Annotated in this window: 26 protein-coding genes and 1 tRNA gene; 20 read left to right on the forward strand and 7 right to left on the reverse strand. The window is 66.6% G+C overall.

Annotation, left to right across the window (positions count from 1 at the left end; all coding sequences use genetic code 11):
• Positions 1–24 precede the first annotated feature (24 nt).
• Both R9Z33_RS13300 and R9Z33_RS13305 read right to left on the reverse strand, forming a co-directional pair.
• Entirely contained in the window at positions 25–882 is an 858-nt protein-coding gene (locus R9Z33_RS13300; protein ID WP_318647064.1) for a septal ring lytic transglycosylase RlpA family protein, read from the reverse strand.
• Positions 879–1859 (reverse strand): lytic murein transglycosylase, encoded by a 981-nt coding sequence (locus R9Z33_RS13305; protein ID WP_318647065.1) that lies wholly within the window; start codon positions 1857–1859, stop codon positions 879–881. The genes R9Z33_RS13300 and R9Z33_RS13305 overlap by 4 nt, the downstream gene beginning before the upstream one ends.
• 134 nt (positions 1860–1993) lie before the next feature.
• On the opposite strand from R9Z33_RS13305, the gene R9Z33_RS13310 reads away from it, so the two are divergent.
• The 20 genes from R9Z33_RS13310 to R9Z33_RS13405 all read left to right on the forward strand — a co-directional run bounded on the left by R9Z33_RS13310 (position 1994) and on the right by R9Z33_RS13405 (position 14979).
• Entirely contained in the window at positions 1994–3394 is a 1401-nt protein-coding gene (locus R9Z33_RS13310) for an MmgE/PrpD family protein (protein WP_318647066.1), read from the forward strand.
• On the forward strand, positions 3391–4164 hold the full coding sequence (locus tag R9Z33_RS13315; RefSeq protein ID WP_318647067.1) for an SDR family NAD(P)-dependent oxidoreductase: 774 nt from the start codon (positions 3391–3393) through the stop codon (positions 4162–4164). The genes R9Z33_RS13310 and R9Z33_RS13315 overlap by 4 nt, the downstream gene beginning before the upstream one ends.
• On the forward strand, positions 4164–4904 hold the full coding sequence (locus tag R9Z33_RS13320; protein WP_318647068.1) for a metallophosphoesterase family protein: 741 nt from the start codon (positions 4164–4166) through the stop codon (positions 4902–4904). The genes R9Z33_RS13315 and R9Z33_RS13320 overlap by 1 nt, the downstream gene beginning before the upstream one ends.
• 8 nt (positions 4905–4912) lie before the next feature.
• Positions 4913–5653 (forward strand): HpcH/HpaI aldolase family protein, encoded by a 741-nt coding sequence (locus R9Z33_RS13325; protein WP_318647069.1) that lies wholly within the window; start codon positions 4913–4915, stop codon positions 5651–5653.
• A 53-nt stretch (positions 5654–5706) separates the two neighbouring features.
• Positions 5707–5796: transfer RNA gene (locus tag R9Z33_RS13330), tRNA-Ser, on the forward strand.
• 161 nt (positions 5797–5957) lie between these two features.
• The gene (locus R9Z33_RS13335) at positions 5958–7226 is read left to right on the forward strand and encodes a tyrosine-type recombinase/integrase (RefSeq protein ID WP_318647070.1); all 1269 of its coding nucleotides are present in this window, start codon (positions 5958–5960) and stop codon (positions 7224–7226) included.
• 94 nt (positions 7227–7320) lie between these two features.
• Positions 7321–7755, forward strand: coding sequence for a hypothetical protein (locus R9Z33_RS13340; RefSeq protein ID WP_318647071.1), 435 nt, complete (start codon positions 7321–7323; stop codon positions 7753–7755).
• 11 nt (positions 7756–7766) lie between these two features.
• Entirely contained in the window at positions 7767–8375 is a 609-nt protein-coding gene (locus R9Z33_RS13345) for a hypothetical protein (protein ID WP_318647072.1), read from the forward strand.
• Positions 8376–8502: 127 nt separating this feature from the next.
• Positions 8503–8781 carry a hypothetical protein gene (locus R9Z33_RS13350; protein WP_318647073.1) on the forward strand — a complete coding sequence of 93 codons (279 nt, stop codon included), beginning with the start codon at positions 8503–8505 and terminating at the stop codon, positions 8779–8781.
• Positions 8778–9338, forward strand: a complete 561-nt coding sequence (locus R9Z33_RS13355; protein ID WP_318647074.1) for a hypothetical protein — start codon at positions 8778–8780, stop codon at positions 9336–9338. Before R9Z33_RS13350 ends, R9Z33_RS13355 begins: the two co-directional genes overlap by 4 nt.
• Positions 9335–10054 carry a hypothetical protein gene (locus R9Z33_RS13360; protein ID WP_318647075.1) on the forward strand — a complete coding sequence of 240 codons (720 nt, stop codon included), beginning with the start codon at positions 9335–9337 and terminating at the stop codon, positions 10052–10054. Before R9Z33_RS13355 ends, R9Z33_RS13360 begins: the two co-directional genes overlap by 4 nt.
• Positions 10045–11013, forward strand: coding sequence for a hypothetical protein (locus tag R9Z33_RS13365; RefSeq protein ID WP_318647076.1), 969 nt, complete (start codon positions 10045–10047; stop codon positions 11011–11013). The genes R9Z33_RS13360 and R9Z33_RS13365 overlap by 10 nt, the downstream gene beginning before the upstream one ends.
• Positions 11014–11141: 128 nt before the next feature.
• Positions 11142–11456: a hypothetical protein gene (locus R9Z33_RS13370; RefSeq protein WP_318647077.1), complete on the forward strand. Its 315-nt coding sequence runs from the start codon at positions 11142–11144 to the stop codon at positions 11454–11456.
• The gene (locus tag R9Z33_RS13375) at positions 11456–11746 is read left to right on the forward strand and encodes a hypothetical protein (protein WP_318647078.1); all 291 of its coding nucleotides are present in this window, start codon (positions 11456–11458) and stop codon (positions 11744–11746) included. The genes R9Z33_RS13370 and R9Z33_RS13375 overlap by 1 nt, the downstream gene beginning before the upstream one ends.
• A gap of 191 nt (positions 11747–11937) precedes the next feature.
• Entirely contained in the window at positions 11938–12258 is a 321-nt protein-coding gene (locus R9Z33_RS13380; protein WP_318647079.1) for a hypothetical protein, read from the forward strand.
• Positions 12258–13673, forward strand: coding sequence for a phage/plasmid primase, P4 family (locus R9Z33_RS13385; protein ID WP_318647080.1), 1416 nt, complete (start codon positions 12258–12260; stop codon positions 13671–13673). The genes R9Z33_RS13380 and R9Z33_RS13385 overlap by 1 nt, the downstream gene beginning before the upstream one ends.
• A 126-nt stretch (positions 13674–13799) precedes the next feature.
• Positions 13800–14264: a DUF5681 domain-containing protein gene (locus tag R9Z33_RS13390; protein ID WP_318647081.1), complete on the forward strand. Its 465-nt coding sequence runs from the start codon at positions 13800–13802 to the stop codon at positions 14262–14264.
• Complete coding sequence (locus tag R9Z33_RS13395) at positions 14261–14512, forward strand: hypothetical protein (RefSeq protein ID WP_318647082.1); 252 nt, start codon at positions 14261–14263, stop codon at positions 14510–14512. Before R9Z33_RS13390 ends, R9Z33_RS13395 begins: the two co-directional genes overlap by 4 nt.
• The gene (locus tag R9Z33_RS13400; RefSeq protein ID WP_318647083.1) at positions 14509–14697 is read left to right on the forward strand and encodes a hypothetical protein; all 189 of its coding nucleotides are present in this window, start codon (positions 14509–14511) and stop codon (positions 14695–14697) included. Before R9Z33_RS13395 ends, R9Z33_RS13400 begins: the two co-directional genes overlap by 4 nt.
• Before the next feature lie 51 nt (positions 14698–14748).
• On the forward strand, positions 14749–14979 hold the full coding sequence (locus R9Z33_RS13405) for a hypothetical protein (protein WP_318647084.1): 231 nt from the start codon (positions 14749–14751) through the stop codon (positions 14977–14979).
• 452 nt (positions 14980–15431) lie between these two features.
• On the opposite strand, the gene R9Z33_RS13410 is transcribed toward R9Z33_RS13405, so the two are convergent.
• Genes R9Z33_RS13410 through R9Z33_RS13430 form a run of 5 tightly spaced genes read right to left on the reverse strand, consistent with a single transcriptional unit; the run spans position 15432 to position 24395 of the window.
• Positions 15432–16322: a restriction endonuclease gene (locus tag R9Z33_RS13410; protein ID WP_318647085.1), complete on the reverse strand. Its 891-nt coding sequence runs from the start codon at positions 16320–16322 to the stop codon at positions 15432–15434.
• Positions 16323–16353: 31 nt separating this feature from the next.
• Positions 16354–17655, reverse strand: a complete 1302-nt coding sequence (locus tag R9Z33_RS13415; RefSeq protein ID WP_318647086.1) for a phospholipase D family protein — start codon at positions 17653–17655, stop codon at positions 16354–16356.
• A complete protein-coding gene (locus R9Z33_RS13420; protein ID WP_318647087.1) occupies positions 17652–20669 on the reverse strand; it encodes a type I restriction endonuclease subunit R in 3018 nt (1005 codons plus the stop codon). Before R9Z33_RS13420 ends, R9Z33_RS13415 begins: the two co-directional genes overlap by 4 nt.
• Entirely contained in the window at positions 20656–22032 is a 1377-nt protein-coding gene (locus R9Z33_RS13425) for a restriction endonuclease subunit S (RefSeq protein ID WP_318647088.1), read from the reverse strand. Before R9Z33_RS13425 ends, R9Z33_RS13420 begins: the two co-directional genes overlap by 14 nt.
• Positions 22029–24395: a type I restriction-modification system subunit M gene (locus R9Z33_RS13430; RefSeq protein WP_318647089.1), complete on the reverse strand. Its 2367-nt coding sequence runs from the start codon at positions 24393–24395 to the stop codon at positions 22029–22031. The genes R9Z33_RS13425 and R9Z33_RS13430 overlap by 4 nt, the downstream gene beginning before the upstream one ends.
• Positions 24396–24443 lie beyond the last annotated feature (48 nt).

Here is a 24443-nt window from a genome sequence, read left to right on the forward strand (position 1 = left end):
GAGTGCAGGCAATACGCCGCGGCTCTATTCCACCGCAAGCCGCAGGTCGGGCTGGCCCATGGCGATGGCGCGGGCGAGCGCCGCATCCGCCTCGGCGATGCTGGAATAGGGCCCGGAGCGCACGCGCCATTGCTGCTGCCGCCCGGGCGGGCCGAAGGGTTCCGCGCGGCCGCCGATGCGCGCCGCCTGGGCCTGGGCCAGGTCGCGGCGGAAGAATCGCCCTGCCTCCAGCCAGATCCGGCCGGGATTGGGCACGCCCGGTATCACCTGCTCCGGCAGGCGCTCGGGCTCACGCGCGGTCGGGCCGGCGGCCTCGGCCATGGTGCGGGCCGCGGCCGGGGCGACTTGCGCTGCGCCGCGCGCGCCCTCGGGCGGGGCGAGCGATTCGCGCTCCACCCGGCCGACCGGCGCCGTCGCGATGGGCAGCGGCGCCGCCTGGCCCGCCAGCCCCTCGATCGCCGCGCGGGAGGCGTTGCCGTCCAGCACGATGCGCGCGCGGAACGGCCCTGCCGCCCCCAGAAGCTGCGCCGCCCGCGGCGAGACGGCGATGACCCGCCCCGCCTGGCTCGGTCCGCGGTCATTCACCCGAAGGCGGAGCGAGCGGCCATTGTCGAGGTTGGTGACGGTGACGATGGCGGGCAGTTGAAGCGTCCGGTGCGCGGCGACCATGCCGTTGGCGTCCCGCACCTCGCCATTGGCGGTCAGCCCCTCGGCGCGGGGCATGATGGCGGCGATGCCGCTCTCATCGAGCGCGAATTCCTCCTTGGGGTAGGCCCAGAGGCCACCGGCGCGGTAGGGCTCGCCCAGGAAGTATCTCGGCTGGGGCTGCGGCGGGGCCGCACAGCCAGCCAGGACCAAAAGCCCAAGGATTAAAAGCCTCACGCCACCCGATCCGACAGTAATCCTACAGCCGTCGCGTAGAAGTTGGACGGATTGTAGCGGCGGATCGCCATGAAGTTGGCGCCCACGACGAAGGCCTGGTCATCCCCGCGCGAAAGCCCAGGAATGACGATCGCCCAATCCCCGGGGCTGCCCGGCAGCCCGCCGCCGCTCGCCCGCACCACGCCCATCCGCGCCCATTCGGCCATGGCGCGGGGCTGCCGGTGGTCGGCCAGGGCGGTGTCGAAGCCGCGCGGCAGCAGCACCTCGAAGCCCCAGACCTCCCCTTCCCGCCAGCCGTTGCGGGCCAGGTAGTTGGCGATGGAGCCGAGCGCATCGGCCTTGCTGTCCCAGATGTCCCGCCGTCCGTCGCCGTCGAAATCAACGGCGAGGCGTTCGAAGCTGGTCGGCATGAATTGCGGGTGGCCCATGGCGCCGGCATGGCTGCCGCGCATCCGCTCGAAGCTGACATTGCCGGCATCGAGGATGCGCAGCGCCGCCAGCAGTTCCGCCCGGAAGAAAGCGGCCCGTCGGCCTTCCCAGGCCAGCGTGGCGAGCGCCTCGATCACGTTGAAATTGCCGGTGAACCCGCCGTAGTTCGTCTCCATCCCCCAGATGGCGACGATGACGCGCGCACTCACCCGGAAGCGGGACTGGATGCCCTCCAGCAGGGTCCGGTTCTCGGCATAGGCGCGGCGCCCGGCCTCGACCCGCGTGGGAGAGAGGCGTGCATCGCGGTATTGCGGCCAGGTCTGGGTGAATTCGGCCTGTCGGCGGTCCAATTCCAGCACGCGCTCATTGGGGCGCAGGCCGCTCAGGGCCCGGTTCAGCGTGGCCGGCCGCACGCCGCCGCGGCGTGCCTCGGCGCGGACGCCATCGAGGAAGGCCTCGAAGCTCCCCTGCCCCCTTGCGTTGCGGGCCAGGGCCGGGGAGCCCAGGAGTGCCAAGAATCCAGCGGGCAGGACACGACGCTTCAACATGCAGGCTTGGTGCCATTTCCAGCCCCCCGCCGCAACGCGGAAGCGCGGCGGTCCGCCATCGCCACGGCGCATGGCGTCTGGTCGGTTCGGTAGGGCTATGGTTTGATCGCCAAAACCGCCTTGAGGATGACGCCATGACCGCCGTGACAGCCACCTTCGCCCGCTATGCCGCGAATATCCGCCATGAGGACCTGCCGGCCGAGGTCGAGACGCGGACGCGCTTCCTCATCCTGGACCTGCTCGGCAACATCGTCCGTGGCCGGCATGATGCCGAAAGCAGCCAGCCCCTGATGGCGGCCGCGCGGGCGATGGGCCTCGCCCACGGCAACCACGCCGTCTTCGGCGAGACCAGCCGCTGGTCCCCCGCGGGGGCCGCGCTGCTGAACGGCGCCTTCGCCCACAGCCTCGATTTCGACGACACGCATGCCGCGGGCACCCTGCACCCGGGCGCCCCGGTCATCCCGGCGGCCCTCGCCGCCGCCGAGATCTGCGGCGCCTCGGGCAAGGACATCATCGCCGCGATCGTGGCCGGCTATGAGGTGACGAACCGCCTGGCCGTGGCGCTTCCGGGCGGCGACCATTACGACCGCGGCTACCATCCGACCGCCACCTGCGGCGTCTTCGGCGGGGCGGCGGCCGCCGGCCGCGTCTTTGGCCTCAGCGAGGCGCAGATCGCCGATGCGCTGGGCATCGCCCTCAGCCAATCGGCCGGGAGCCTGCAATTCCTCGCCAATGGGGCCTGGACCAAGCGGTTCCAGGTGGGCTGGGCGGCCATGGCCGGCCTCTCCGCGGCACTCCTGGCGCGCGAGGGCTTCCGCGGGGCTGCCGAGGCGCTTGAGGGCAAGGCCGGGTTCCTGCGCGCCTATGCGCCGAATCCGAACCCTGAGCGCGCCATCCGCAACCTGGGCACCGAGTTCGAGCTGATGGAGACGGCGGTGAAGCCCTATCCCTCCTGCCGCTACGGCCATGCCAATGTGGATGCGGCGCTGGCGCTGCGCGCCGAACACGGGCTGAAGGCCGAGGAGATCGAGAGCGTCACCATGGGCCTGCCCAACAAGGGCATGCTGCTGGTCGGCGCGCCACTGGCCTACAAGCAGCACCCGAAGAATGTGGTGGACGGCCAGTTCTCCGGCCCCTTCGTCGTCGCCTGCGCCCTCGCCCACGGCCATTTCGGATGGGACAGCTACCCGAAGATGGATGCGCCCGAGCTGCGCGCCCTCATGCCCAAGATCACCTGCGAGGAAGACCCCGAGATCCAGGCGGAGTTCCCGGCCAACATGTCGGGCAAGCTCACCATCCGCGCCCGCGGCCAGGTCTTCGTGAAGAAGGTGGTGGTCCCGAAAGGCGAGCCCGCGAACTTCCTGACTGAAGCCGAGCTGCGCGCGAAGTTCCATGGCCTGGCCGATGCCGTGCTCGGCGCCGAGGGCGCCAAGGCGCTGGCCGATGCGGTCGTGAGCCTCGCTTCCGCGCCGGATGTGCATGGACTGATGCGCCTCGGCGCGCCGCAGGCCGCGCTTCGCCTCGCCGGCGAATGAGCGCGCGCGTCGCCCTCGTCACCGGGGGCGGGCGGGGCATCGGCCTCGCCACCGCGCGTCGCTTCCTCGAGGAGGGCTGGCAGGTCGCCCTCCTCGACGTGAATCCGGATGTGCTGGCGAGCGGGGTGGCGTCCCTCCCCTCGCCCGTTCTCGAACTCCTTTGCGATGTCTCGGATTCGGCGGCCGTCGCCGAGGCCATCCGCCGCGTGCGCGAGCGCTTCGGGCGGCTGGATTCGGTGGTGAACAACGCCGGCATCGCCATCTTCAAGCCGCTGCTGGAGACGACGGAGGAGGATTGGAGCCGCGTCCTCGCCGTCAACCTCACCGGGCCCTTCCTGATGACGCAGGCGGCGGCGCCCCTGATGGCCGAGGGCGGCGGCGGCGCCATCGTCAACATCGCCTCCATCTCGGGCCTGCGTGCCTCCACGCTGCGCGTCGCCTATGGCACCAGCAAGGCCGCGCTGATGCACCTGACCAAGCAGCAGGCCGTCGAGCTCGCTTCCCTTGGCATCCGCGTGAATGCGGTCGCACCCGGGCCGGTGGACACCGCCATGGCCAAGGCGGTCCATACCCCCGAGATCCGCGCCGACTACCACGCCGCCATGCCGCTCAACCGGTACGGCCTCGAGAGTGAGTTGGCGGCGGCCATCTTCTTCCTCTGCGGCGACCAGTCCCACTACATCACCGGCCAGGTCATCGCCGTGGATGGCGGCTTCGAGGCGACGGGCATCGGCCTGACCACGCTGCGTGCCGAGCGGCGGAACCTCTGATGCGCATCGCCGTCATCTCCGACATCCACGGCAACCTCATGGCGCTGGAGGCCGTGCTCTCGGACCTCGCGAGCCGGGGCGTGGATGCCACCATCAACCTGGGTGACTGCGTGGCCGGCCCGCTCTGGCCGCGCGAGACCTTCGAACTGCTGGCCGATCTCGGCATCCCGACGGTGCGCGGGAATCACGACCGCTGGATCGTGGATCGCCCGGACGCCCAGATGCCGCCCGCGGGTCTCTTCGCGCGCCAGGCGCTGACCGAGGCGCAGCGCGCCACCCTGCACGCCCTGCCCGCCACGCTGCAATTCACGCCGGACATCCTGGCGGTGCATGGCACGCCCGCCGATGACAGCGCCTATCTGCTGGAGGAAATGACGGAGGACGGACGCCTTGCCCCCGCCCGCCGCGCCCTCCTGGCCGAGCGCCTGGGCGAAGCGGCGGCCTCGCCCGTGGTGCTGTGCGGCCATTCGCACCGGCAGGCGGTGGTGACGGGCCCGGGCGGCGGCATGATCCTGAACCCGGGCAGCGTGGGCTGCCCGGTCTTCGCGGATTCCCCGGCCGCGGCTGGGCTGGAGCATCGCTCGCCACATGCGCGCTATGCGGTGCTCACGCGCCACAATGGCCGTTGGGGGGCGGAACTGCTCGCGCTCGAGTATGACTGGGACGCGGCGGCACGCCGCGCGAATGAGCTGGGCTGGCCGCGCTGGGCGCGCGCGCTGGCCACCGGGAGCGTGGAATGACCAACAGGATGAAGGCCCTTTTTGCGGCGGGGAAGCCGGCACTCGGCTGCTCGCTGATGTTTCCCTCGGCGCCCATCGTCGAGATGCTGGGCCATGCGGGCTTCGACTGGGTGCTGCTGGATTGCGAGCATGGTTCGCTCTCGCTCGCCGATGTGGAACTGATGTGCATGGCCGCCGATGCGGTGGGCATCACCGCCATCGGCCGGCCGCGGAGCAATTCGGCGGCCGATATCCAGCAGATCCTGGACCGCGGCGTGGCGGGCGTGCAGATCCCGCACATCAACACGGCGGAGGATGCGCGCCGTGCCGTCGCCGCCGTGAAGTTCGGCCCCGGTGCCGGCCGTGGCATGGCGGCCGGCACGCGGCCGGATCGCTGGGGGATGGGTGCCAAGATGCCGGATTTCGCCGCGCAGGCGAACGCGCATTCGCTGGTCTGCGTGCAACTCGAGCACGAGGAGGCCATCGCCAATGCCGAGGAGATCCTGAAGGTCCCGGGCATTGATGTCTTTTTCATCGGCCCCTCCGACCTCTCGCAATCCATGGGGCATCCCGGCAATCCGAAGGCGCCGCCGGTCGCGGCCGCGATCGAGGCCACGCTCGCCCGCATCCGCGCCGCGGGGATGACGCCCGGCATGCCCGCCACCACCGAGACGCTGCCTGAGGTGTTGGCAAGCGGCTGCCGCTATATTTACACCCACCTGCCGCGCGTGCTGGGCGCGGGCGCCAAGGGCTTCCTCAGCGCGCGGTGAAGGGCGGACGGTGATTGACGGGTGGGCGCGATCCGCGCGACGAAGCGGCATCCGGACAGGTGGCCGAGTGGTTTAAGGCAGCGGTCTTGAAAACCGCCGTGGGGGTAACTCCACCGTGGGTTCGAATCCCACCCTGTCCGCCAGCCCTTCCCTCACGACACCCCCTCATAGCCCCATAAATCGCTGATTTACCTCAAAAGAGGCCGATTTTCCGGCCCTTCGGACCCCCTTTCGCATTCCGCTTGACCCACAGCGACCCATAAAGCTATGGGGTCAAACTATGGGATTGGGAGGACACTTTTCCATGGCTAAGGCGGCGGCGGGTCTGACGGTGGCGAAGGCGAAGTCTCTCCTGACCAAAGGCGAGCCTGGGAAGCATGCCGCCGGCGGCGGGCTCTACCTCATGGTGAAGAAGCCTGGCGTGGCGGTTTGGGCCTTCCGGTTCACGGTGGCCGGCAAGCTGCGCGAGATGGGCCTAGGGCCGGTGGACCTGGAAGGGCGCAGCGGTGGCGTCACGCTGCGCGAGGCCCAGGACCGGGCCGCGGACGCAAAGCGCCTCCTCCGCGATGGGGTGGACCCGATTGACCAGCGCAAGGCCGAGCGGGCGGCGAAGGCCGAGGCGGACCATTCGGGCAAGACCTTCAAGGAAGCGGCCGAGGCCTACATCGCCACCCATGGCACCGCTTGGCGGAACCCCAAGCACCGCGCCCAATGGGATGCGAGCCTGAAAACCTACGTCTTCCCCAAGATCGGCGAGAAGGCGGTGGGGCAGGTCACGCGCGAGAACGTGCTGGAGATCCTGCGGCCGATCTGGACGACGAAGCGCGAGACGGCCCGCCGGGTGCGGCAGCGCGTCGAAATGATCTTCGCCTTTGCCTCCGCACAGGGCTGGCTGGAAGGCATAAACCCCACGCCTGACCCCAAGCTGGCCATGCTGCTTCTCGGCAAGGTGGCGAAGGACGTGAAGCACCACGCGGCGCTGCCGTGGCAGGAAATCGCCCCCTTCATGAAGCGGCTGCGCGCCCAAGGTGGGACCGCCGCGCGGGCCCTGGAGTTCACCATCCTGACCGCGGCGCGGACGGGCGAGGTCATCGGCGCGAAGTGGTCCGAGATTGATTTGCAGGCCGGCGTCTGGACGGTGCCGGGCGTGCGGATGAAGGCGAAGAAGGAGCATCGCGTCCCCCTCTCCGTCCCTGCCCTGGCGCTGCTGGCTTCCATGCTGCCCCTCAAGCCTGAGGAGGGCGATGGCTACGTCTTCCCTGGCCAGCGCAAGGGCAAGGGCCTGAGCAACATGTCCATGCTCAAGACCCTGGAGCGGATGAAGGCCGGCGAGATCACGGCCCATGGGTTCCGTTCGACGTTCCGCGATTGGGCGGGCGAGGCCACGGCGCATCCGCGCGAGGTGGTGGAGATGGCCCTGGCGCACACGATCGAGAACAAGGTGGAAGCGTCCTACCGGCGCGGCGATGCCTTCGAGAAGCGGCGCGTCCTGATGGATGAATGGGCCGCGTTCTGCGACCGCGAGCCCGGCGAGGTGGTGCCCCTGCGCCCGGTGGCAGCGGTGGTGGCCTGACGAGATCCGCGCCCGGCGGTTCCGGGCATCTGAGGGCGGCGGGTTCGGGTGCTGGAACACCCTGGCCCGCCTGACCGCGAGCATGGAGACGACCATGAACGAGGCTGGAATGCCGAATAGCGCAGGCCAAGGCGGGCAAGGGATGGCCGGCGGGGCGCTCGCTACCCTTCGGGCGCTGGCTGATGCCACCCGAACGCCCCCGCCCGCGACCGGCAACGACGCGCGCCTAGTGGCGCTGCTGGCCGAGAGCCATGCGGCGGAAGCAGCGCATGGTGTGGCCTGCAACGCGACGGCCGATCTGTCGAACGCCGCGATTGATGAGGCGTTGGACCGTCTGACCGCGGTGCTCACCACCATGGCCGAGACGCCGGCCGACACCCTGCTTGGCATCGCCGTGAAGGCTGCTCGCATCTGCTACACGCTGAACGATAACGGCGGGCACTCCATCGGGAGCGATGACGAGCTGGTGGCGCGAAGCATGGCCGAGGATATCGAGCGGCTTTTGCCCGGCCTTGGGCCCACGCTGTAGGGCGGCGCGGCATGCCAAAGGCGAAGGCCCCGGACGGGGAAGCGGAGGCAGCGTCCTCCGTATCAGCACAGAAACGGCGGGCTGCGGCGCTGCTGACTGAGCCCACCCCCAATGCGGCCCATCGTGGCGCGTCGGATATCGTCACGGTGGAGGGCCTGGCCGATCTGGCGCGGCGGCACTTGTCCGAGGATGAGCGGCGCGAGCTAGCGAAGTCATTGGTGGCTGATATGCCGAAGCGTCGGCAAGGCAAGCCGGCCGGGGCTGTCACATTCAATCGGGATCCACTGGTGTGGGCCTTTCTGCACCGGCAAGCGGCTGCGGTCGCAACCCTCGGAAGCCGCCTCCCTGTCGAGACTGCCGCGCGCGAAGTCGCCGAGAATTGGGCCGCATGGTTCGCTGAGAACGGCGGCGAGCTTCCCGGCTACGGAAAGCGGCGGGACGTGTTTGGCGGGATGGACTGGGACGACCCGGAAGGCCGGCGCGCTTTGTTTCAGGCCATCCGCCGCGGCTACCAGAAGAAGCGGGCCTTCCATGACTATGTGATTGCCGAGTTTGCGGCTGCCCTCGGCGCTGAGGCGTGGCCATGGCCGCGCCCTCCTGTGACAAATAGGACCGAATAAGCCGCACGCCCAATCTGCGGGCGCTTTTGCCATTCCTTTCCTCGTCGTTGCCCCCTGGCAGCGTCTGGAAAGGAAGAGCATGCATCCCCAATCCGACACCCCTTCCCGCCCGCGAGGTCGCCCGCCCGTGCGGGTTTCCATCGTGGCCGCCGAGCCCGCTGCTGACAAAGCTGATGCCGTGGAGCACCGCCCCCGGACGGTGGGCCTTCCGGTTCAGCGGAGCGTCACGGGCATCAGCGAGAACACCCTTCGCCGCATCCACGCCGATGAGATCGCCGCCGGCCGGCCTGGCTTCCTCATCAAGGCCGGCCGCGCCACGCTGTTGAGCGTGGACGCCTGGGGCCGCTGGGTTGAGCGCCAGCCGCCCGCGCACATGCTGTCCGATCGCAAGGCGACCGCGGCATGAGCGGCGACATCGCAACGGCCGCGCTGCTCAAGGCCGATACCGTGACGAAGGAGGCGACCGTCAAGGTCTATTCCCCGGACGTGCAAGCGTCGCCCCTCGCGCTGCGCGCGGCGGTGGCCGAGCAAGGGGAAGCCGCCCGCACGCAGGTCATGATCCAGGCTGCGGCCCGGGCTTCCACCCCGAACCCGATGGACGCGCCTCTCACTGAGGCCACGGTGGGCGGCTGGGCTGACGTGAGCGAGAAGGAGACGCGCGCGGCGCTGGTGCAGGCCAGCCAAGCCTACCGCATCCCCGCCCAACTCCTCCGCGCGGCCTGGGATGACGCCAGCCGCATGAAGCAGATCGAGGCCCGCGGCGGCGACGCACAGGCCGAGGGGCTGCGCGTCGTCCATGGCGCGCTGGGCAAGGATGCGCCTGCCGCGCTGGCTGCCGCGAAGGCCCTGGTCAGCCGTGACCCCAAGCTTCGCAATTTCCTGGCCGAGACCGGCCTGGGCAACTCGGCCTGGATGGTCCGCCACCTGGCGACCGAGGCCCGCAAGCGGGGGATCGCCCGATGAGCGCCACCAATCAGCAGGAAGACACCATGGAACCCGCGACCCTGAACGAGCCGCGCTCGCTGCTTGATGTTCCCCCCGCTATGCCCCGCCCTGCGGCGAAGATCCTGACCGAGGCCGCGCCGGTCGTGAGCCTGGCGCAGCAGATCGGCGGCCGGATTGATGCGCTGGCGGCGAAAGAGGCGGCGAAGATCGCGGAATGGCAGGAAGCCAACCTCGACGGCGCGGACCATGAGACGCTGGCCCGCCTCGACGCTGACCGGAAGGCCATCCGCGCAGAGATCGAGGGGCTTGAGGGCGCTCGCGATGCGCTTCATCGCCGCGAGGCTGCCGAAACGGCCCGCGCGGAGCGTGCCGCGCTAGAGGCGAAGGGGGCGGAAGCGGCGGCTGCGTTCGACGCCTTCGCTGCTGAGGGCGCCACGGAGCTGGGGGGCGTGGTCTCGGCGGTCCAGGCCCTGACGGGCGTCCTCTCCCGCCTGGAGGCCCTGCCGCTGGCCGGCCAACTTCCGATGGAAACCCGCATCAACCTGCGGGATCGGATCACGGCGACGCTGGGCTTTGCGTTCCGCGGGCTGCTGGCCATCCCGTCCCCAACGGTGATGCCGGATTGCCCATTCACCCGGTTCGCTGCCGATGCCCGCGCCGATCTGGCCCGCGTCGGCCTGCCGATGCCCGCCCCCACCATCGCCGCCGGCGAGGGCAAGCAGCCATGTGCGTGACTGCGGCAACCGCCCTCACCGCCGTCTCCGCTGGCGCCTCTGTCGGCGGTTCGGTGTTCTCCGCACAGGGACAGATGAGGGCGGCAAGCGACGCCGCGGCCAACTCCTTCGCCGCGGCCCTGACCAACGCGCAGATGCAGATCGAGGCGGCGCGGGCCAACGCTGCGGCAGCCGAGGAAGCCGCGCGGGCCAATGCCGAGGGCAGCATTGCCATTGCGGGGCTCAATGCCGAGGCCGAGCGGACGGCCGCGCTGCTGAACGTGAACGCCATCAACGAGACCGCGGCGGCAACCATGCGGATTGCCGAGAGTAACGCGCTTCGCTTCGACACGGCAGCGGCTGCCACGGCGGCGGCCGGCGAGGCCGAGGAGGCCCGGCGCCGGCTGCGGTCGCAGTTCATCCTGGCGGACCAGCGGGCGCGCTACGGCGCGTCGGGCGTGACCATGGAAGGCTCGCCGCTAGAGGTGCTGGCGTTCAGCGCCGGACAAGAAGAGCTTGAGGCCCTGACCATCCGGCACAACACCGGCATGCGGGTGAACGACCTCACCATGCAGGGCGCGGCGACGCGGCTGGAAGGCTCGCTGGAGGTGCAGCAGTTCGGCACGCGGGCGCGGAACCTGCTGGCGGACGCGGTGCTGCGCGGCGAGACCGGCACCCGAGCGGCGCGCATTGCGGGCCTGACCGAGATCGACAACGCCCGGACCGGCGGGCGGGCTCGAATGGCGGACGCCTATGCGAGCGTCCAAGGCATGCTGGCCAATGCCAGCGCCGGGGCGGCGGGCACACTCGCCGCTGGCCGCGCGTCTGCTACCAGCACGCTCATCTCTGGCCTGACCCAGGCGGCGCAGACGGCCGGCAGCTACGCGCTTGCCGAGATGCCGCGGGGCACGCGCGGCAGCGCACGGAAGTCGTTCCACTTCGCCAATTCGCGCGGGGCTTCAAGCGGGATGGATGTCTGATGATGCGGACGAGGCATCCGCCCAACTCGCGCCCGCGTGGCAGGGAAAACCTTGCCCCGGTGGCGGCGGTGGCTGGAAACCCACTGTCCAGCCCCCCAATCCCGCCGGCCGGATGGCGAAACGCCCCCGTGCAGGAGCCGATGGAGGGCGCGGTCTTCACGCGCATCTTCGCCGCCCATGGTCGAGGCGAAGGGCCGGCGCTGCAAGCCATCGTCTGGCGCGACACCTTCGCCCATCCCTTCTACGTCACGGTCTCGGCCCCTGGCCTGCTGGTCCGCCCGGTGCGGGCCCGCCTGGGCTTTCGGAGCGCGGGTCAGCCGGTGGCGCGGCGCGACCTGGCGCTGGCCGGCGTCGTCCTGCGACGCGGCGAGGAGGTGGGCGCGAGCTTCCCCACCTTCGATGCGGTCAAGGGCTTCCTGCGCGACCTGTGGGCGATCGCATGATGTTCCCCACGCCAAACGCCCCCAAGGCCGCGCCCAAGCATGCCAGCCGACCGGGCGCATGCGCCGCCATCTGGCGCGAGCAATCCAACGCCACACGCCGCGAAGCGCGCTGGCTCCTCATCCATGCGGGCGACCGGCTGACCCTGGACGAGCGGGCCATGCTGGTGGCGGTGCTGGGCATCCGCGGCAAGATCACCGCGTCGGGCATGGGCCGAGTGCTGGCGCTCTACCGCCGCGTCACGGCTGCCGATGGGGGCGGTAACGGACAGGACACCCATGCGCGGCCGTAGGATCATCCTCCGCACCCGCTTGGCAGGACGGCATTCCACCCATGAAGCCGGGCAGGCTTTCCGCGCTGCGCTGCGGCATTTGCGGCCGAGTTGGGATGACGCCCGGACACTGAACCTATGGCCGCATGTGAGCCTCACACTCCATCGGTCTGTTACGCAGACACAATTCCAGCACCGGAGGGCATTCCGAAATGGCTGAGAAACTCGACGCGGCGGCGCTGCGCGGGAAGGTGATCCGGCTGCACATCCTGCCGAAGCCCGAGCCCTACCGGCATATGGTCTGCATCGGTGACGATGTGGCGATGGCCCGGCCCGAGGGTGTGGTGGCAGGCCGCGGCAAGACCCATGCGTTACTGACGCACGATGAAGGCCGGGACTGGCCCAATGCCATGGGCGAGGTCATCGCCCTGGATGCGCTGGAGCACGAAGGCGTGGTGATCCTCGCCTTCGAGACCATGCGGGACGCGCGGGCGGCGCTGCGGCGCGCCACGGGCGAAGGGCGGGCCCGCTGATGGATGGCGTGCGAGAGGCTTGGTTGCGCGCCAAGGAGCAACTGCAGCCGAGCGGCCTAGACCTGGCGCTGGATGAGGCCAAGGCGCGCGTGCAGCGCGGGACCGTCTCATTCTCGGATGACGATATCGCCTGGTCCTTCACCGATCGGCACCACGCGCACCTGCTCTACGTCCCCGAATGGGGCCACTGGCTGCGATGGGACGGGGCGCGCTGGGCCAAGGACAAGACACTCGCCGTCTATGACATGGTGCGCCGGGTGTGCCGGGAGCATGCCCATGCGGCGCAGTTCGAGGGCAAGGCCGGCAACGAGAAGGGCCTGGCCATCGCCAGCGCGCAAAAGGTCGCCGCGGTGGAGCGCATGGCACGATCCGACCCGCGCCACGTCCGGGAGGCCGAGCTGTTTGACGCGGACCCCTGGGCGCTGAACACCCCCGGTGGCGTTGTGGATCTTCGGACGGGCGAGCTACGGCCGCACCGGCAATCCGACCACTTCACCAAGGTGACGGGCTCCACGCCCGCCGGCACCTGCCCCCGGTGGCTGCGCTTCCTGGATGAGATCACGCAAGGGGATGCGACCGTTGTCGCCTACCTGCAGCGGTGGGCCGGCTACATCTTGACCGGCACCACGCGGGAGCATGCGTTCCTCGTTCCCCACGGGCCGGGCGGCAATGGCAAGGGCGTGATGGTCAACACCCTGGCCGGCGTCATGGGGGATTATGCCACGACCGCGCCCATGGAGACCTTCATGGCCAGTCAGCACGATCGCCACCCGACCGACCTAGCCGGGCTGCGTGGCGCGCGCCTGGTTGTGGCGCAAGAGACCGAGGCGGGCCGGGTGCTGGCCGAGGCGCGGGTCAAGGCGCTGACCGGTGGCGACAAGATCGCGGCGCGCTTCATGCGTGGCGACTTCTTTGAGTTCACGCCCGTCTTCAAGCTGGTGATGGTCGGCAATCACCGGCCTGTCATCCGCAACCCGGACGACGCCATGCGGCGGCGCCTCCACCTGCTGCCCCTCACCTTCAAGCCAACCCACCCGGACCACACGCTGCCCGAACGCCTCAAGGAGGAGATGCCGGGCATCCTCGCCTGGGCTGTCCAGGGGTGCCTCGCCTGGCAGCGCGAGGGCCTGGGCATGCCCGAGATCGTCCGGGACACCACGGCGGACTACTTCGCGGAGCAAGACCTTCTCGGCCAATGGCTGGCCGAGCGGTGCAAGATCGAGCCTGCCACCCTGACGGCATCGGCGGCGCTGTTCCGCGACTGGTCCGCCTGGACGAAGGACCGGGGCGAGAACCCAGGGACCAACAAGGCATTTTCGGCGGCGATGGAGCAACACCACGCCAAGCGGCGGACCAGGGAGGGCGCCATGTTCGTGGGCGTGCGCCTCCTCCCTTCCGATCGAGGGGTGGTCTGATGAGGGGCGCTGTGACGGGTGTGACGGGTTCCCCCTTATCGACGTTCCGCGCGTGCGCGTGTGCGCGCCCGATACGCTTGAAATGGGAGACCCGTCACACCCGTCACACGCGGAGAGGAGCTGACCATGGATGATGTTCTGGACGGGGCGACCTGCCCCGAAAATCCGGCCGAGTATCGGGACCAGCGCGGGCGGTTTCAGCCTGGCAATCCGGGCCGTCCGCCGGGCAGCAAGCACCCGGCATTGAAGCTGCTCGACCAGATCGGCGAGGACAACGCGGAAGCGATCATGCAGACCCTCTGCGAGAAGGCGAAGGGCGGCGATGTGCGGGCGGCGGAAGTGCTGCTGACGCGCCTATGGCCCGCCCGGAAGGGCCGCCCCGTCACCTTCGACCTGGGCAAGCTGGAGACGGCGAAGGACGCGGCCGATGCGGCGGCGGCGGTGCTGCGCGAGGTCGCGGTGGGCAAGCTCTCGCCCGAGGAGGGCGCGGCTATCGCCGGGCTGCTCGCCGCGCATCGTGACGCCACGCAGATGGCCGAGATGGAAGCCCGGCTGGAGCGGCTGGAAGCCATCCGGGGGGCGGGCCGATGAAGGGCCTCGACGGCATGCTGCGCCGGCTCGATCGGCTGGAGGCAGCAACCCCGGAAGTGCTGGCCCCTCGCCCGTCCTGGGTGCCTGACGCGCCCGTGGCAGCATGGCCGGCGAGCGTGTGGCGGGACCTGGCGCGATGGGTGGCCGAGCTGCGCGCCAATGGCGTGAAGCGGCCCCTCGCCTGGATGCGGACGGCCGAGCTGGTGGCCGCGCGGGATCACCTGGCAGCGATGGAGGGCGGCACATGAAGGGCCTCGATGCGATGTTGAAGCGGCTGGAGAAGCTGGAGGAGGCCGCGGCGGGCGGGCTGCATCTGCTGTGGCAGGAGCCGGGCGTCTCGGCCGAGGCACAAGCGGCGGCCTATCGCCGGGCGAATGGCTTGCCTGAGACGGCCGAGGTGTTCGTCCTGTGCTATGCGGATGGGACGTGCTGAGGGCGGGGGCGATCTGCTAGCCTTGTCTCCTCACACCTGCGAGGGGCGCTAATGGAAGACGACTTCAGGCACACGGTTGCGGGCGAGGTCGTCGCCTTGAAGGTCATCGTTCTACACCTGCTGGGGCGCTCGCCTGAATTGCTGCCGGAACTGGCTGACGTTTTGGCTCGCCCCTTCCTTTCGCCAGACGATCCTTTGAGCCCACGAGTTGAAGCGGCGTGCGATGAGTGGCGGCGTCGGATCTTGGATGGTCGGATACCTTTGCGCGGCGAAGGTGATTGAGGCGCGACCATCCGCCCGGCCCTATGGGTTTGGCGGACCTTTTCAGCCGGCAAGCGGATTATTTTTTCTGGGGTCAAACGATGGGTTTTGACCGACAAAAATCCATCTTACGACAGTAATTCAAATGCTTATGGCAGACATTGGGAGCCCACCCTGTCCGCCAGTTCCGATGCGAGCCGCACTCTCCGCCTGACCGACCGCCGCGCTGAGTGGCAGATTTCCTGGGGTTTTCGGGGCGGACCTGTTGACTAGCAGGACGCGGAGACGGCGGAAAATCGCTCTCCGGAGGTCAATTCTCTCCGGACCTCCTGACTTGGCCGATTTAGTACGGAACTCAAAAACCTAGGTAAATGGCCCGTTTCAGCGCGCTCGGCGCTTGCCGTGGTTCGAACCCCACTTGCCCGAAATCCGTACTGCGAGAGCGAACACTTCGGTACGGCCGGTCGGGCGGATCACTCCTCCTCCGAGAAAAAATCTTCGTCGAGACGCTTGAACTCAACGGTTCGGCTGATTCGCACCCCGACACCGTGCTCGACCATCAGTTCGGTTAAGCGCTTCCCGTTGATCAGCACCACGCGCTGCGGGATCCTCGATGCAAAGTCGATGGCCTGGGCCGAGAACGCGGAGGTCGTCACAAAGACCCCCTTCGAGGCGCCGAGGCCGACGAGGCTACCGGTAAATGCCTGGATCTCCGGCCGCCCGATGGTGCTGCCAGGCGCGTGCCGCTTGGCCTGCACATAGACCCGATCGAGACCGAGGACGTCCTCATTGATCACGCCATCGACGCCGCCATCACCGGACTTGCCGAGCTGCTCCGCAGCATTCAGACGCGATCCCCCGTAGCCCATGGCCACCAGAAGTTCGACGATCAATTGCTCAAAGAAGGCAGGGCTATTCTGCAGGATTCTTCCCAAGAGTTCATCGCGCAGTGCCGCCTGAAGGGCTTTATGGGCAGCGTCAACGACTTCTTCGGGTGTCGCGACCGGTGGCTCCACCTCCATGACCGGATGGGCGGCACCGGCTTCCTCCTCGCCGCGGTAGAAGTCGCGGAAGGCCGGGATTGCCAGTAGGTATTTCGTATTGAGCTCTGGCGGCGGGCTGGCGAGCACTTTTCTGCCCGCATCGGTAATCACAAAGCGGCCCCGCTTTGGGCTTTCGAGCAAACCTGCCTTGGTCAGATAAAATTTGGCCCAGTGCAGCCGGTTGTGCAGGATCCGCTGCTTTCCGCTGGGGAGCATTTGCTCGCGTTCTTCGGCGGTGAGACCAAAGCGCTGTCCAATCTCGTCGGCTGCCAAAGGAACCGAGGACTCACCCTTCGCGCCGATCTCGAGAACCGGCAGCATGAGGGATTGGTAATCAGGCATCGCCATCGTTTCAGTCCCCCGGCGGCCGGCCGGTCCCTGCGCGTTCAGTACCCCGCTGACCGCCGCGGCGGCGGCGCCACGAAAACACAATGAACGATCCTGATGAAGGGTCAGCGTCCCACAACACCAACTGGTTTGCCTCCTGTGCGGCGGGGCCGACACGCTGGAGCCCCTGGACGCGCAGCCACCGCTGCCCTACCCGCGGCAAGAGATCAGCTGGCACAGTGACTTCCTGCCCCCCGTCGATGCGTGAAGGGACCAGAGCATCGTCATAGACCGGCGCCCACTCGGCTTTTCCTCGGTCGAACAGATACTCAAATGCACCGGGGATACTGCCTTGGACACGAACGCTGACCTGCTGCATTCCAGGTGCCGGCCTTGGGCGAAACGGCCGCGTCGCGGGCTTGAGATCAGGCTGCCTGCGATTGTCGATGTGGAAATCTGCAAGGAGCTCAACTCCGCCGCGCTCCATCTGTAGCCCGTCAATCACGCAGACGAGCTTCGCTTTGGCAGAGTCAAGCTGAAGCAATGCCACAGCCGGCGTAGCGGGTAACGGGTCGAAGACGTAGATGTGCACCTCGGGTCGAAGGGAGTTGAACTCCATGAGTGCCTTCGACATTTCAAAGTAAATAACGTCGCCAATTTTCGGCAGTGGTCCCGATGCGCGGGCCGCGAGGACAACGATGGTCTGCTTGTTCTCCGTATCGGAGGGCGGACGTCCAATCTCGACCTTCAGTCCCTCGACGTACTGTGTGGTCCACCAAGCGTAGGCTTCCTTCAAATCGCTATCGTACGCGGTGGCCTGGGCAACGCACTCGGCGATATGGCGCCGGAGCGCGACAAATTCCGGTTCATCGACGCCGCCCTCGATCAGCACCCCAGCCTCGCCGTTCAAACCGAGCAGAGCGAAGCCAGTCAGATTGTGTGAGCCAACGAACGCCGACGCCGTGCCGTCAGCCATCTCCAAAAGATAGACCTTGCTGTGCAGCATGGGGCGGTAGCGGTGGAAGGGATTGTCCCTGCCTCCGCTCGGTCCACTGAACCCGAGATGCACATGCAACCGGTCTGGCGGCACTCCCGCATCCAGGAGGCCATCAAAAGCCTGGAAGGCCTGGTAGGTGCCTGCACCGATGACCAGTGCGGTCAGTTTGCCAGGACCCCTATGAAGGGGTTCAGCGATGGCCTCGATTCCCGCCGAAGTCATGAAGCCCGCTACCAGGGAAGCTGACCGACAGCGGGTGAGTCGGTCGCGCAGGAGCGAGGCGATTTCGTGCTGCGGCTGATCGAACAGAATCTGGACGGTGACGGTCATGCTGCGGGCGGCGTCCGATTCTGAGCCCGTTTAGCAGCCGTGAACAGCCGCTCTTGCAGCCACGCCTTGAACGACTTGTCCGTATTGTAGAGTGCATACAGATCCGTGTGATCGGCTAGGCTGCCTAGCAGCTCATCATCGACGGCCCGGTCGTGTTCGATGCGCGCGTTCTGATTGTCGCTATTCCGCAGCGCATTTTGCACTCGCCCGTTTGCGCCAATCTTTTCTGGCAACTCCTCAAACAGGAACCGGGTGACACGGTCTTGGTCCCGAAACTCCGTGGCGCCGAAGCGTTCATTGAAGTCACGAATCACGCTGCTGAGTTGGTCGACATCTGGCTCCGGGCGGCCGCCCGCGGCACCCGTGGGAACGGGCTCGATCTCCGCATCGGCGTCTGCCAAGGCGATCTGCATGGCCGCCTCGATTTCGACCCGATAGCTGTCCATGTCGATCGTTTGGAGCACGTCGACCGGCGTTTCGTTGCTCGTGGGACTTGGCAACTTCGGGATCAGTAGCTTTAGGAAAGTCGATAGCTTCTCCCATTCGGGCACGGCATACGGCAGGATCGCGCCGAGGAAGGCATAGGTCCGAACGAACGCCTTGGCCGCACCCTTGAACGCAATCTGGTCGTCTTCCGGAAGCCCTTCGTAGTGCGCTGAGCATGCATCGAGGATGGGGTCCACCTGGTCGCGGGGCGCCGCTTGCAGGAACAGTGCGACTAGGGCCTCGACGTCGGCGTCAGTGTAGACGCCTGCCTCGTCGAGACCACGTTTCAGGTCGTGAAGCTTGTTGGGATCGGTCTCGCCCGAGAGGATTGTCGTTCGATAAAAGTCCGAAAACGCGGCTTCGATGACGGCGGCATCATTGCGAAAGTCCAGCACGACCGGCTCGGTCTTCCCCGGCCGAGAGCGGTTGAGCCGTGACAACGCCTGCACCGCTTTGACGCCGGCAAGCGTCTTGTCGATGTACATCGCGAACAGTTTAGGCTGATCAAACCCGGTCAGATATTTGTCCGCGACGACCAGGAATCGATAGGGGTCGGCGTCGAACTTTTCCTCCAGATCGCTGCTCGGAAATCCGTTAAACGACGCCTCCGTACGCTGCTGGCCTGCGTCATCGACGCTTCCGGAAAATGCGATGATCGCCTTGTAGGGTGAGCCGCGCTTAGCAAGAGCTGCGTTGATCGCCCGCCAATAATCGATCGCCCGCTCGATGCCGTCTGCAGCCATCATTGCGCGTGCTTCGCCGCCGACCTTACGCCGGGCAATCACTTGGTCGAGGAAGTGATCGACGACGATTCCGGCCTTCGTGGCGACCGCGTGGTCATGCCCTTCGACGTAGTGGCGCAAGGCTTTCAGCGTGCGGGACACATCGACTTCGGGGTCATCAGCCGCCGTCTTGGCGAGGCGGTAATAGCTTGATACCGGCGTGTAGTGCTTCAGAACGTCGAGAATGAACTCCTCCTCGATGGCCTGCTTCATCGAGTAGAGGTGGAACGGGCGACGTTTCACCACCCCGTCCGCCTCATAGCGCTCGCCGAACAGCTCCAGGGTCTTGTTCTTCGGCGTCGCGGTGAAAGCGAAGTAGCTGGCGTTGTCCAGCATACGTCGGCCTTCGATGATGGCGAGGATGCGGTCCTCGGTCGTCATCTCGTCGTCCGCGGCGCTGCCGCCAAGTGCCGTGTTCAGCGCCCCGGCCGAACGCCCGCCCTGACTGGAATGTGCCTCGTCGATCACGATGGCGAAGCGGCGACCGCGATGGGTGCTGCCGATATCGTCCAGGATGAAGGGAAACTTCTGCACCGTCGTGACGACGATCTTCTTGCCGCTTTCGATGAAGGTGCGGAGGTCGCCGGATCGCTCGGCATGGCCCATCAGGCGTGCGGTCTGCGCAAAGCCACCGATGGTATCCTTCAGGTTCTTATCGAGCACCTGGCGGTCGGTCACCACGATGACGGTATCGAAAACCGACGCGCCTGCGCGCTCCAGCCCGACAAGCTTGTGCACAGTCCAAGCAATGGAGTTGGATTTGCCGGAGCCGGCAGAATGCTGGATCAGGTAGCGCCTGCCTGGGCCGTGTTCGGTGGCGTTAGCGCAAAGCGCCCGAACGACATCGAGCTGGTGGTAGCGAGGAAAAATCGGCTTACGTGCGGTGACCCGCCCGCGAGCGTCCCGCTCCTCGATGATTCCAGCGAAGTTCTCGATGATATCGGCGAGACTGCGCTTGGCCAGCACCTGGCGCCAAAGGTAATCGGTCTTGATGCCCCCGGGATTGGGCGGGTTTCCAGCGCCGTCGTTCCATCCGCGATTGAACGGCAGGAACCAGCTTTTCTGGCCGGCGAGGTGGCTGCACATCCGCACCTCGCGGTCATCGACTGCGAAGTGAACCGCGCAACGGCCGGAACGGAAAATGAGCTCCCTGGGGTCACGGTCCGTCTTGTACTGCGCCTCGGCGTGGGCGACGGACTGGCCGGTCAAGCTGTTCTTCAGCTCGAAGGTGGCAAGCGGCACGCCGTTGACGAACAGGCCCAGGTCGAGCGCGCGTCGCGCAGTATCCTGCGAGTAGCCGAGTTGCCGCGTGACAGAGAAGCGATTGGCGGCAAAGCGCGTCTCGGCCTGTGAGTTGCCGGGTGAAGGAAGCGGGAAATAGAGCGTCACCGCGTGCGCGCCATGGCGGACGCCGGAGCGGAGGACGTCGATGACACCGCGATTGGTGATCTCGTCGCGGATCCGGGCGAGAAAGCCGCGGCGTTGGGGGCCGTCGGAGTCCAGCGAGAGCGTGCCGACCAACTCGGGCTGGGTAGCGCGGAGGAAGGCGATCAGCTGGACGAGATCGAGCGCGTGGACGCGGTCGTAGTCGTCGCGATGGCCTTCGATATAGCAATCAGGGGCAGCAGAGGGTGCCCGCCCGTCCGTGACGTCGGGCCTTGCGTGCACGATAGGCACCCCCGTGCCGGTCAGTGCGGCGACAATCAGCGCCTCCAGTCCGCCCTCACTCACATCAGTCGACCGCATCGAGCGCATCCTCCAGTTCTTCGGCGCCGGTCGCGGCGTCATGGGACAGGTCACCTTCGACGATGGGTATGACGGCGTTGCGCACATCGAGCTGTCCCGTCACGACGGCGGCAATCAGGCTGTCGCGGTATTCGACGATGAGGTCGATTTCTCGTACGACCTTATCTTTGGCCGCATCGATCGACCTCAATTCTTCATTGAGCATACGACAAATATCGCCCTGCTCCACTCGCGCTGGTAAAGGAATTACGGCGGTCCCTATTTCGTTCTTTCCGATGCCGTACCGCGTGATACCGGTAGCGGTCTTGTGGAACTGCCATGTTGTGGGTGCAGCTAGCAGAGCAAAATAAAGATAATCACCGGAGATATGCTCTGTGTTTGGTCGAAGGATCGCTAGATGATATCCGCAAACAGCGTTAGGGATATCATCAGTCACGAGGCATGGAACGCAGATGTCCTTCCAATCCTCGGAATCCTTAGTTACTAGAACGTCACCAGCCTTCAGCGAGTAGCTGGCATACTCAGATTCTGTTACAGAACCTTCGCGAAATGGCGTGGCAGGTCCGACACTGTCATTTTTGTACACGTCGACATAGTGGCAAACGCGGACTTGCCGTTCATGCTCGTAGGTATGCTTGTCGACGCTGCTGAACGATACGCTCGCAAGCCGCTTAATGGCACGCAATGGCCAATCCGAGTTGCAAGGGGTTGGAGAAAGCCCCGCGTCGCCGAATGCGTAGAGACGGCTCGTGATAATCGAGCGCTTTCGCTCAATCAGCGCGGCAATGATGCGGCGCTTACCGGCGATGAGGCGCTGGACCTGAGTGGTGTAGGCGTCGAGGTAATCGGCAATCCGCTCTTGCTCTTCGGGAGGGGGGGCGGGCGACAGCATTGGCTTGAAATACTGCCAATAGAGCCGATTACGATCGGGGACTATCCCCCGGGAGGCGAAATCGACCTCGCGCATGTAGGCGGATGTGCGGAACAAATAAGTGTAGAAGCGTGAATCGACGCCATCGAATGGCTTCGCAACGACATAGGCGGGACTGATCAACCCGTCGCAGGGCGCAATACCCACGGCGCCCTGCCACATCCGCATGATGTTGTAGGCGATATCGCCTTGGGCCGCGCGCTTGTACTTGGCGCGGTCCGCCATCTGCTGCTTGCGTCCGCCCTCCATGTCACGAATGCGAACTCCTGTCCGCAGTGAGACTTCCAGAATGGGCAGATCGGGAAAGCCTGTCTCGTTGCGCTCGGCAAAAAGGCGTCCGTTACGCACCACCTCCCAGTGCGTCGGCACCCGCGGAAGCCAGTCGACGCCACTGTCCCGATACTGGGAGTATGGCCTCAGCGCCGTGCTCATGCCTCAGCCTCGACAAGCACGACGTCGAGAAGTGCCTGAGTCTGGCGTTCCAACGCGTCGATCTCGGCCTTGATCTCGGCGAGCGGGCGCGGAGGCTTAGGCTTATAGAAGTGCCGCGCGAACGAGATTTCATAGCCGATTTTCGTCTTGTCACGGTCGATCCAGGCGTCAGCTGCATGGGGCAGCACTTCGCGCTTGAAGAACGCCTCGATGCCGCCGGCCTCGTCGAACGCCACGATCTCGGTATCCGACAGCGCCTTGTCCGGCTCGTAGGCTACCACCGCCGGCTTGCCTTTCATGGTGACCGCGAAGAGCCCGCCGTGCGGATCGGCGGCCTTCTTCGATACCGATTTGACGATCGGCTTGGCATCTGCGGCACGCCAGCTCATCGCCCGCGCGATCAGCCGCGCCTCAGCGGGCTTCAGCGCGAGCTTTTCTGCCTTGATCACAGCGGCAAGCTTCGCTTCGAACGCGGCAAAATCGTCATGCTCGGCCTGGCCAATAAGTGCCATCAGCCGCTCCGCAGCGCGGTGCAGGCGACGATCACGTGCCCAGGTGCCAGCGTCGAGTAGCTTCTTGATGGTCTTGCGCGGCAGCTTCGGCGTGGCGTCCTCGGTCTCGGCAGCTGCGTCCTCGCCGTCCGCGCTCGCCTCTTCCTCACCCTCGGCGGCCTCCTCGCCTTCCGGCTCAGGCGGGTCAAGATGCGCCTTCAGCCGCTCAGCGACGCTGGCGAAATCGTCAAACAGCGCATCGCCGAACTCGGCATGGAGCGCCTCGCGCAGAGCGCGGTGCCCGCTCTGGAAGCGCAGCGCGTCCACCGCCTCCCGCGTGAAGCGCGAGCGGAGCCGCAGCGGGCGCTCGACGACGATTTTCCAGTAGCCGAAGGACGAGTTGGGCAGCACGATCGACGTGTCGCTCGTCTCCATCGTCTCATAGGCATCGAGCACGGCTTGGATGTGCTCGGCGGTCATCTCGCAATTGCGCTTGCCCAGATTCCGACGGAGCGGTCGGAACCACTTGGTCGCGTCGATGAGCTGCACCTTGCCCTTACGGGCCTCAGCCTTGCGGTTACTCAATACCCAGACATAGGTGGCGATGCCGGTGTTGTAGAAAATATTGAGCGGCAAGGCGACGATCGCCTCGAGCCAGTCGTTCTCGATGATCCAGCGGCGGACATTGCTCTCGCCTGAACCGGCCTCACCCGTGAACAGGGCCGATCCGTTGTGAACGTCGGCAATGCGCGATCCGAGCGGGGTGTCCTTCATCTTGGACAGCTTGTTGACGAGGAAGAGGAGCTGGCCGTCCGACACGCGCGGCAACAGGCGCAGCCGATCGTCTTCGTTGGCCAGCCCCTCATGTTCGACCACAAAGCGGGGATCGTTCGCGGCGGCCTTGCCGCCCATGTCCGCAAGGTCGATCTTCCAGGTTGTCCCGAACGGGGGATTGGCCATCATGAAGTCGAACTTCAGCCCGTTTCGGCCGTGGACATCGGCGGACAGGGTCGAGCCGAAGGCGATGTTGCGGGCTTCTTCGCCCTCGCCTTTCAGCAGGAGGTCGGCCTTGCAGATGGCGTAGGTCTCGGGGTTCAGTTCTTGGCCATAGAGGTGGATTTCAGTCTTCTTCCCCTCCTTGCGGGCGAGCTCGCGCAGCTTGGCTTCGCCGACCGTCAACATGCCACCGGTGCCGCAGGCGTCATCATAGAGAAGATAGGTGCCGTCGCCGATGCGATCCTTAGCGGGGCGGAACACCAGCTCCGCCATCATCTCCACGATGTCGCGTGGCGTGAACTGTTCACCGGCGCCCTGGTTGTAATCTTCGTTGAAGCGACGGAGCAGCTCCTCGAAGATCGTGCCCATGGTGTGGTTGTCGAGGCCGGGCAGACGCACTCGGCCCTGATCGTCTCGGACCGGCGTTGGGGCGAGATTGATCCGCTCATCGCAGAATTTCTCGATCAACGCATGAAGGCGATTATGCTCGGCAAGCCGCCCGAGCTCCTCGCGAAACTTGAAGCGCGCGAGGACTTCCCGGACGTTTTCGGAGAAGCCGTCCAGATAGGCCTCGAAGTCGGCCTTCTGTGTCTCGGGGTTGGGTCGGGCCAGAAGCTGGCGCAGGGTGAAGGGCGAGCGATTGTGAAAAGCTTGACCGGCCGCACGATCGAGTGCGGGACCCTGTGCGGCTTCCGGAACGCCGGCTGCGTCGAGCTCTGCTTTTCGTGCCAGGACGGCGGCGCGGGTGGGTTCGAGCACCGCGTCCAAGCGCCGGATGACCGTCATCGGCAGGATGATGTCGCGATACTTGGTGCGGTCGTAAACATGATGGAGCACGTCATCCGCGATGCTCCAAATGAAGCCGTTGATGTTCATGCCGCCATCTCGCAATGAATCAGGCCGTTGATAGGACTCTCGTATCCC

The organism is Sediminicoccus rosea (assembly GCF_033547095.1).
In the GTDB taxonomy this organism is placed as follows: domain Bacteria; phylum Pseudomonadota; class Alphaproteobacteria; order Acetobacterales; family Acetobacteraceae; genus Roseococcus; species Roseococcus rosea.

Excerpts from the sequence above, each read along its gene's own strand:
- R9Z33_RS13385 (WP_318647080.1), top strand. The coding sequence starts at position 12,258 with ATGGATGGCGTGCGAGAGGCTTGGTTGCGCGCCAAGGAGCAACTGCAG.
- R9Z33_RS13355 (WP_318647074.1), top strand. The coding sequence starts at position 8,778 with ATGAGCGGCGACATCGCAACGGCCGCGCTGCTCAAGGCCGATACCGTG.
- R9Z33_RS13380 (WP_318647079.1), top strand. The coding sequence starts at position 11,938 with ATGGCTGAGAAACTCGACGCGGCGGCGCTGCGCGGGAAGGTGATCCGG.
- R9Z33_RS13345 (WP_318647072.1), top strand. The coding sequence starts at position 7,767 with ATGCCAAAGGCGAAGGCCCCGGACGGGGAAGCGGAGGCAGCGTCCTCC.
- R9Z33_RS13425 (WP_318647088.1), bottom strand. The coding sequence starts at position 22,032 with ATGAGCACGGCGCTGAGGCCATACTCCCAGTATCGGGACAGTGGCGTC.
- R9Z33_RS13410 (WP_318647085.1), bottom strand. The coding sequence starts at position 16,322 with ATGCTGCCGGTTCTCGAGATCGGCGCGAAGGGTGAGTCCTCGGTTCCT.
- R9Z33_RS13325 (WP_318647069.1), top strand. The coding sequence starts at position 4,913 with ATGAAGGCCCTTTTTGCGGCGGGGAAGCCGGCACTCGGCTGCTCGCTG.
- R9Z33_RS13320 (WP_318647068.1), top strand. The coding sequence starts at position 4,164 with ATGCGCATCGCCGTCATCTCCGACATCCACGGCAACCTCATGGCGCTG.
- R9Z33_RS13400 (WP_318647083.1), top strand. The coding sequence starts at position 14,509 with ATGAAGGGCCTCGATGCGATGTTGAAGCGGCTGGAGAAGCTGGAGGAG.
- R9Z33_RS13405 (WP_318647084.1), top strand. The coding sequence starts at position 14,749 with ATGGAAGACGACTTCAGGCACACGGTTGCGGGCGAGGTCGTCGCCTTG.
- R9Z33_RS13305 (WP_318647065.1), bottom strand. The coding sequence starts at position 1,859 with ATGTTGAAGCGTCGTGTCCTGCCCGCTGGATTCTTGGCACTCCTGGGC.
- R9Z33_RS13415 (WP_318647086.1), bottom strand. The coding sequence starts at position 17,655 with ATGACCGTCACCGTCCAGATTCTGTTCGATCAGCCGCAGCACGAAATC.
- R9Z33_RS13315 (WP_318647067.1), top strand. The coding sequence starts at position 3,391 with ATGAGCGCGCGCGTCGCCCTCGTCACCGGGGGCGGGCGGGGCATCGGC.
- R9Z33_RS13360 (WP_318647075.1), top strand. The coding sequence starts at position 9,335 with ATGAGCGCCACCAATCAGCAGGAAGACACCATGGAACCCGCGACCCTG.
- R9Z33_RS13430 (WP_318647089.1), bottom strand. The coding sequence starts at position 24,395 with ATGAACATCAACGGCTTCATTTGGAGCATCGCGGATGACGTGCTCCAT.
- R9Z33_RS13310 (WP_318647066.1), top strand. The coding sequence starts at position 1,994 with ATGACCGCCGTGACAGCCACCTTCGCCCGCTATGCCGCGAATATCCGC.
- R9Z33_RS13395 (WP_318647082.1), top strand. The coding sequence starts at position 14,261 with ATGAAGGGCCTCGACGGCATGCTGCGCCGGCTCGATCGGCTGGAGGCA.
- R9Z33_RS13375 (WP_318647078.1), top strand. The coding sequence starts at position 11,456 with ATGTTCCCCACGCCAAACGCCCCCAAGGCCGCGCCCAAGCATGCCAGC.
- R9Z33_RS13390 (WP_318647081.1), top strand. The coding sequence starts at position 13,800 with ATGGATGATGTTCTGGACGGGGCGACCTGCCCCGAAAATCCGGCCGAG.
- R9Z33_RS13420 (WP_318647087.1), bottom strand. The coding sequence starts at position 20,669 with ATGCGGTCGACTGATGTGAGTGAGGGCGGACTGGAGGCGCTGATTGTC.
- R9Z33_RS13365 (WP_318647076.1), top strand. The coding sequence starts at position 10,045 with ATGTGCGTGACTGCGGCAACCGCCCTCACCGCCGTCTCCGCTGGCGCC.
- R9Z33_RS13335 (WP_318647070.1), top strand. The coding sequence starts at position 5,958 with ATGGCTAAGGCGGCGGCGGGTCTGACGGTGGCGAAGGCGAAGTCTCTC.
- R9Z33_RS13340 (WP_318647071.1), top strand. The coding sequence starts at position 7,321 with ATGAACGAGGCTGGAATGCCGAATAGCGCAGGCCAAGGCGGGCAAGGG.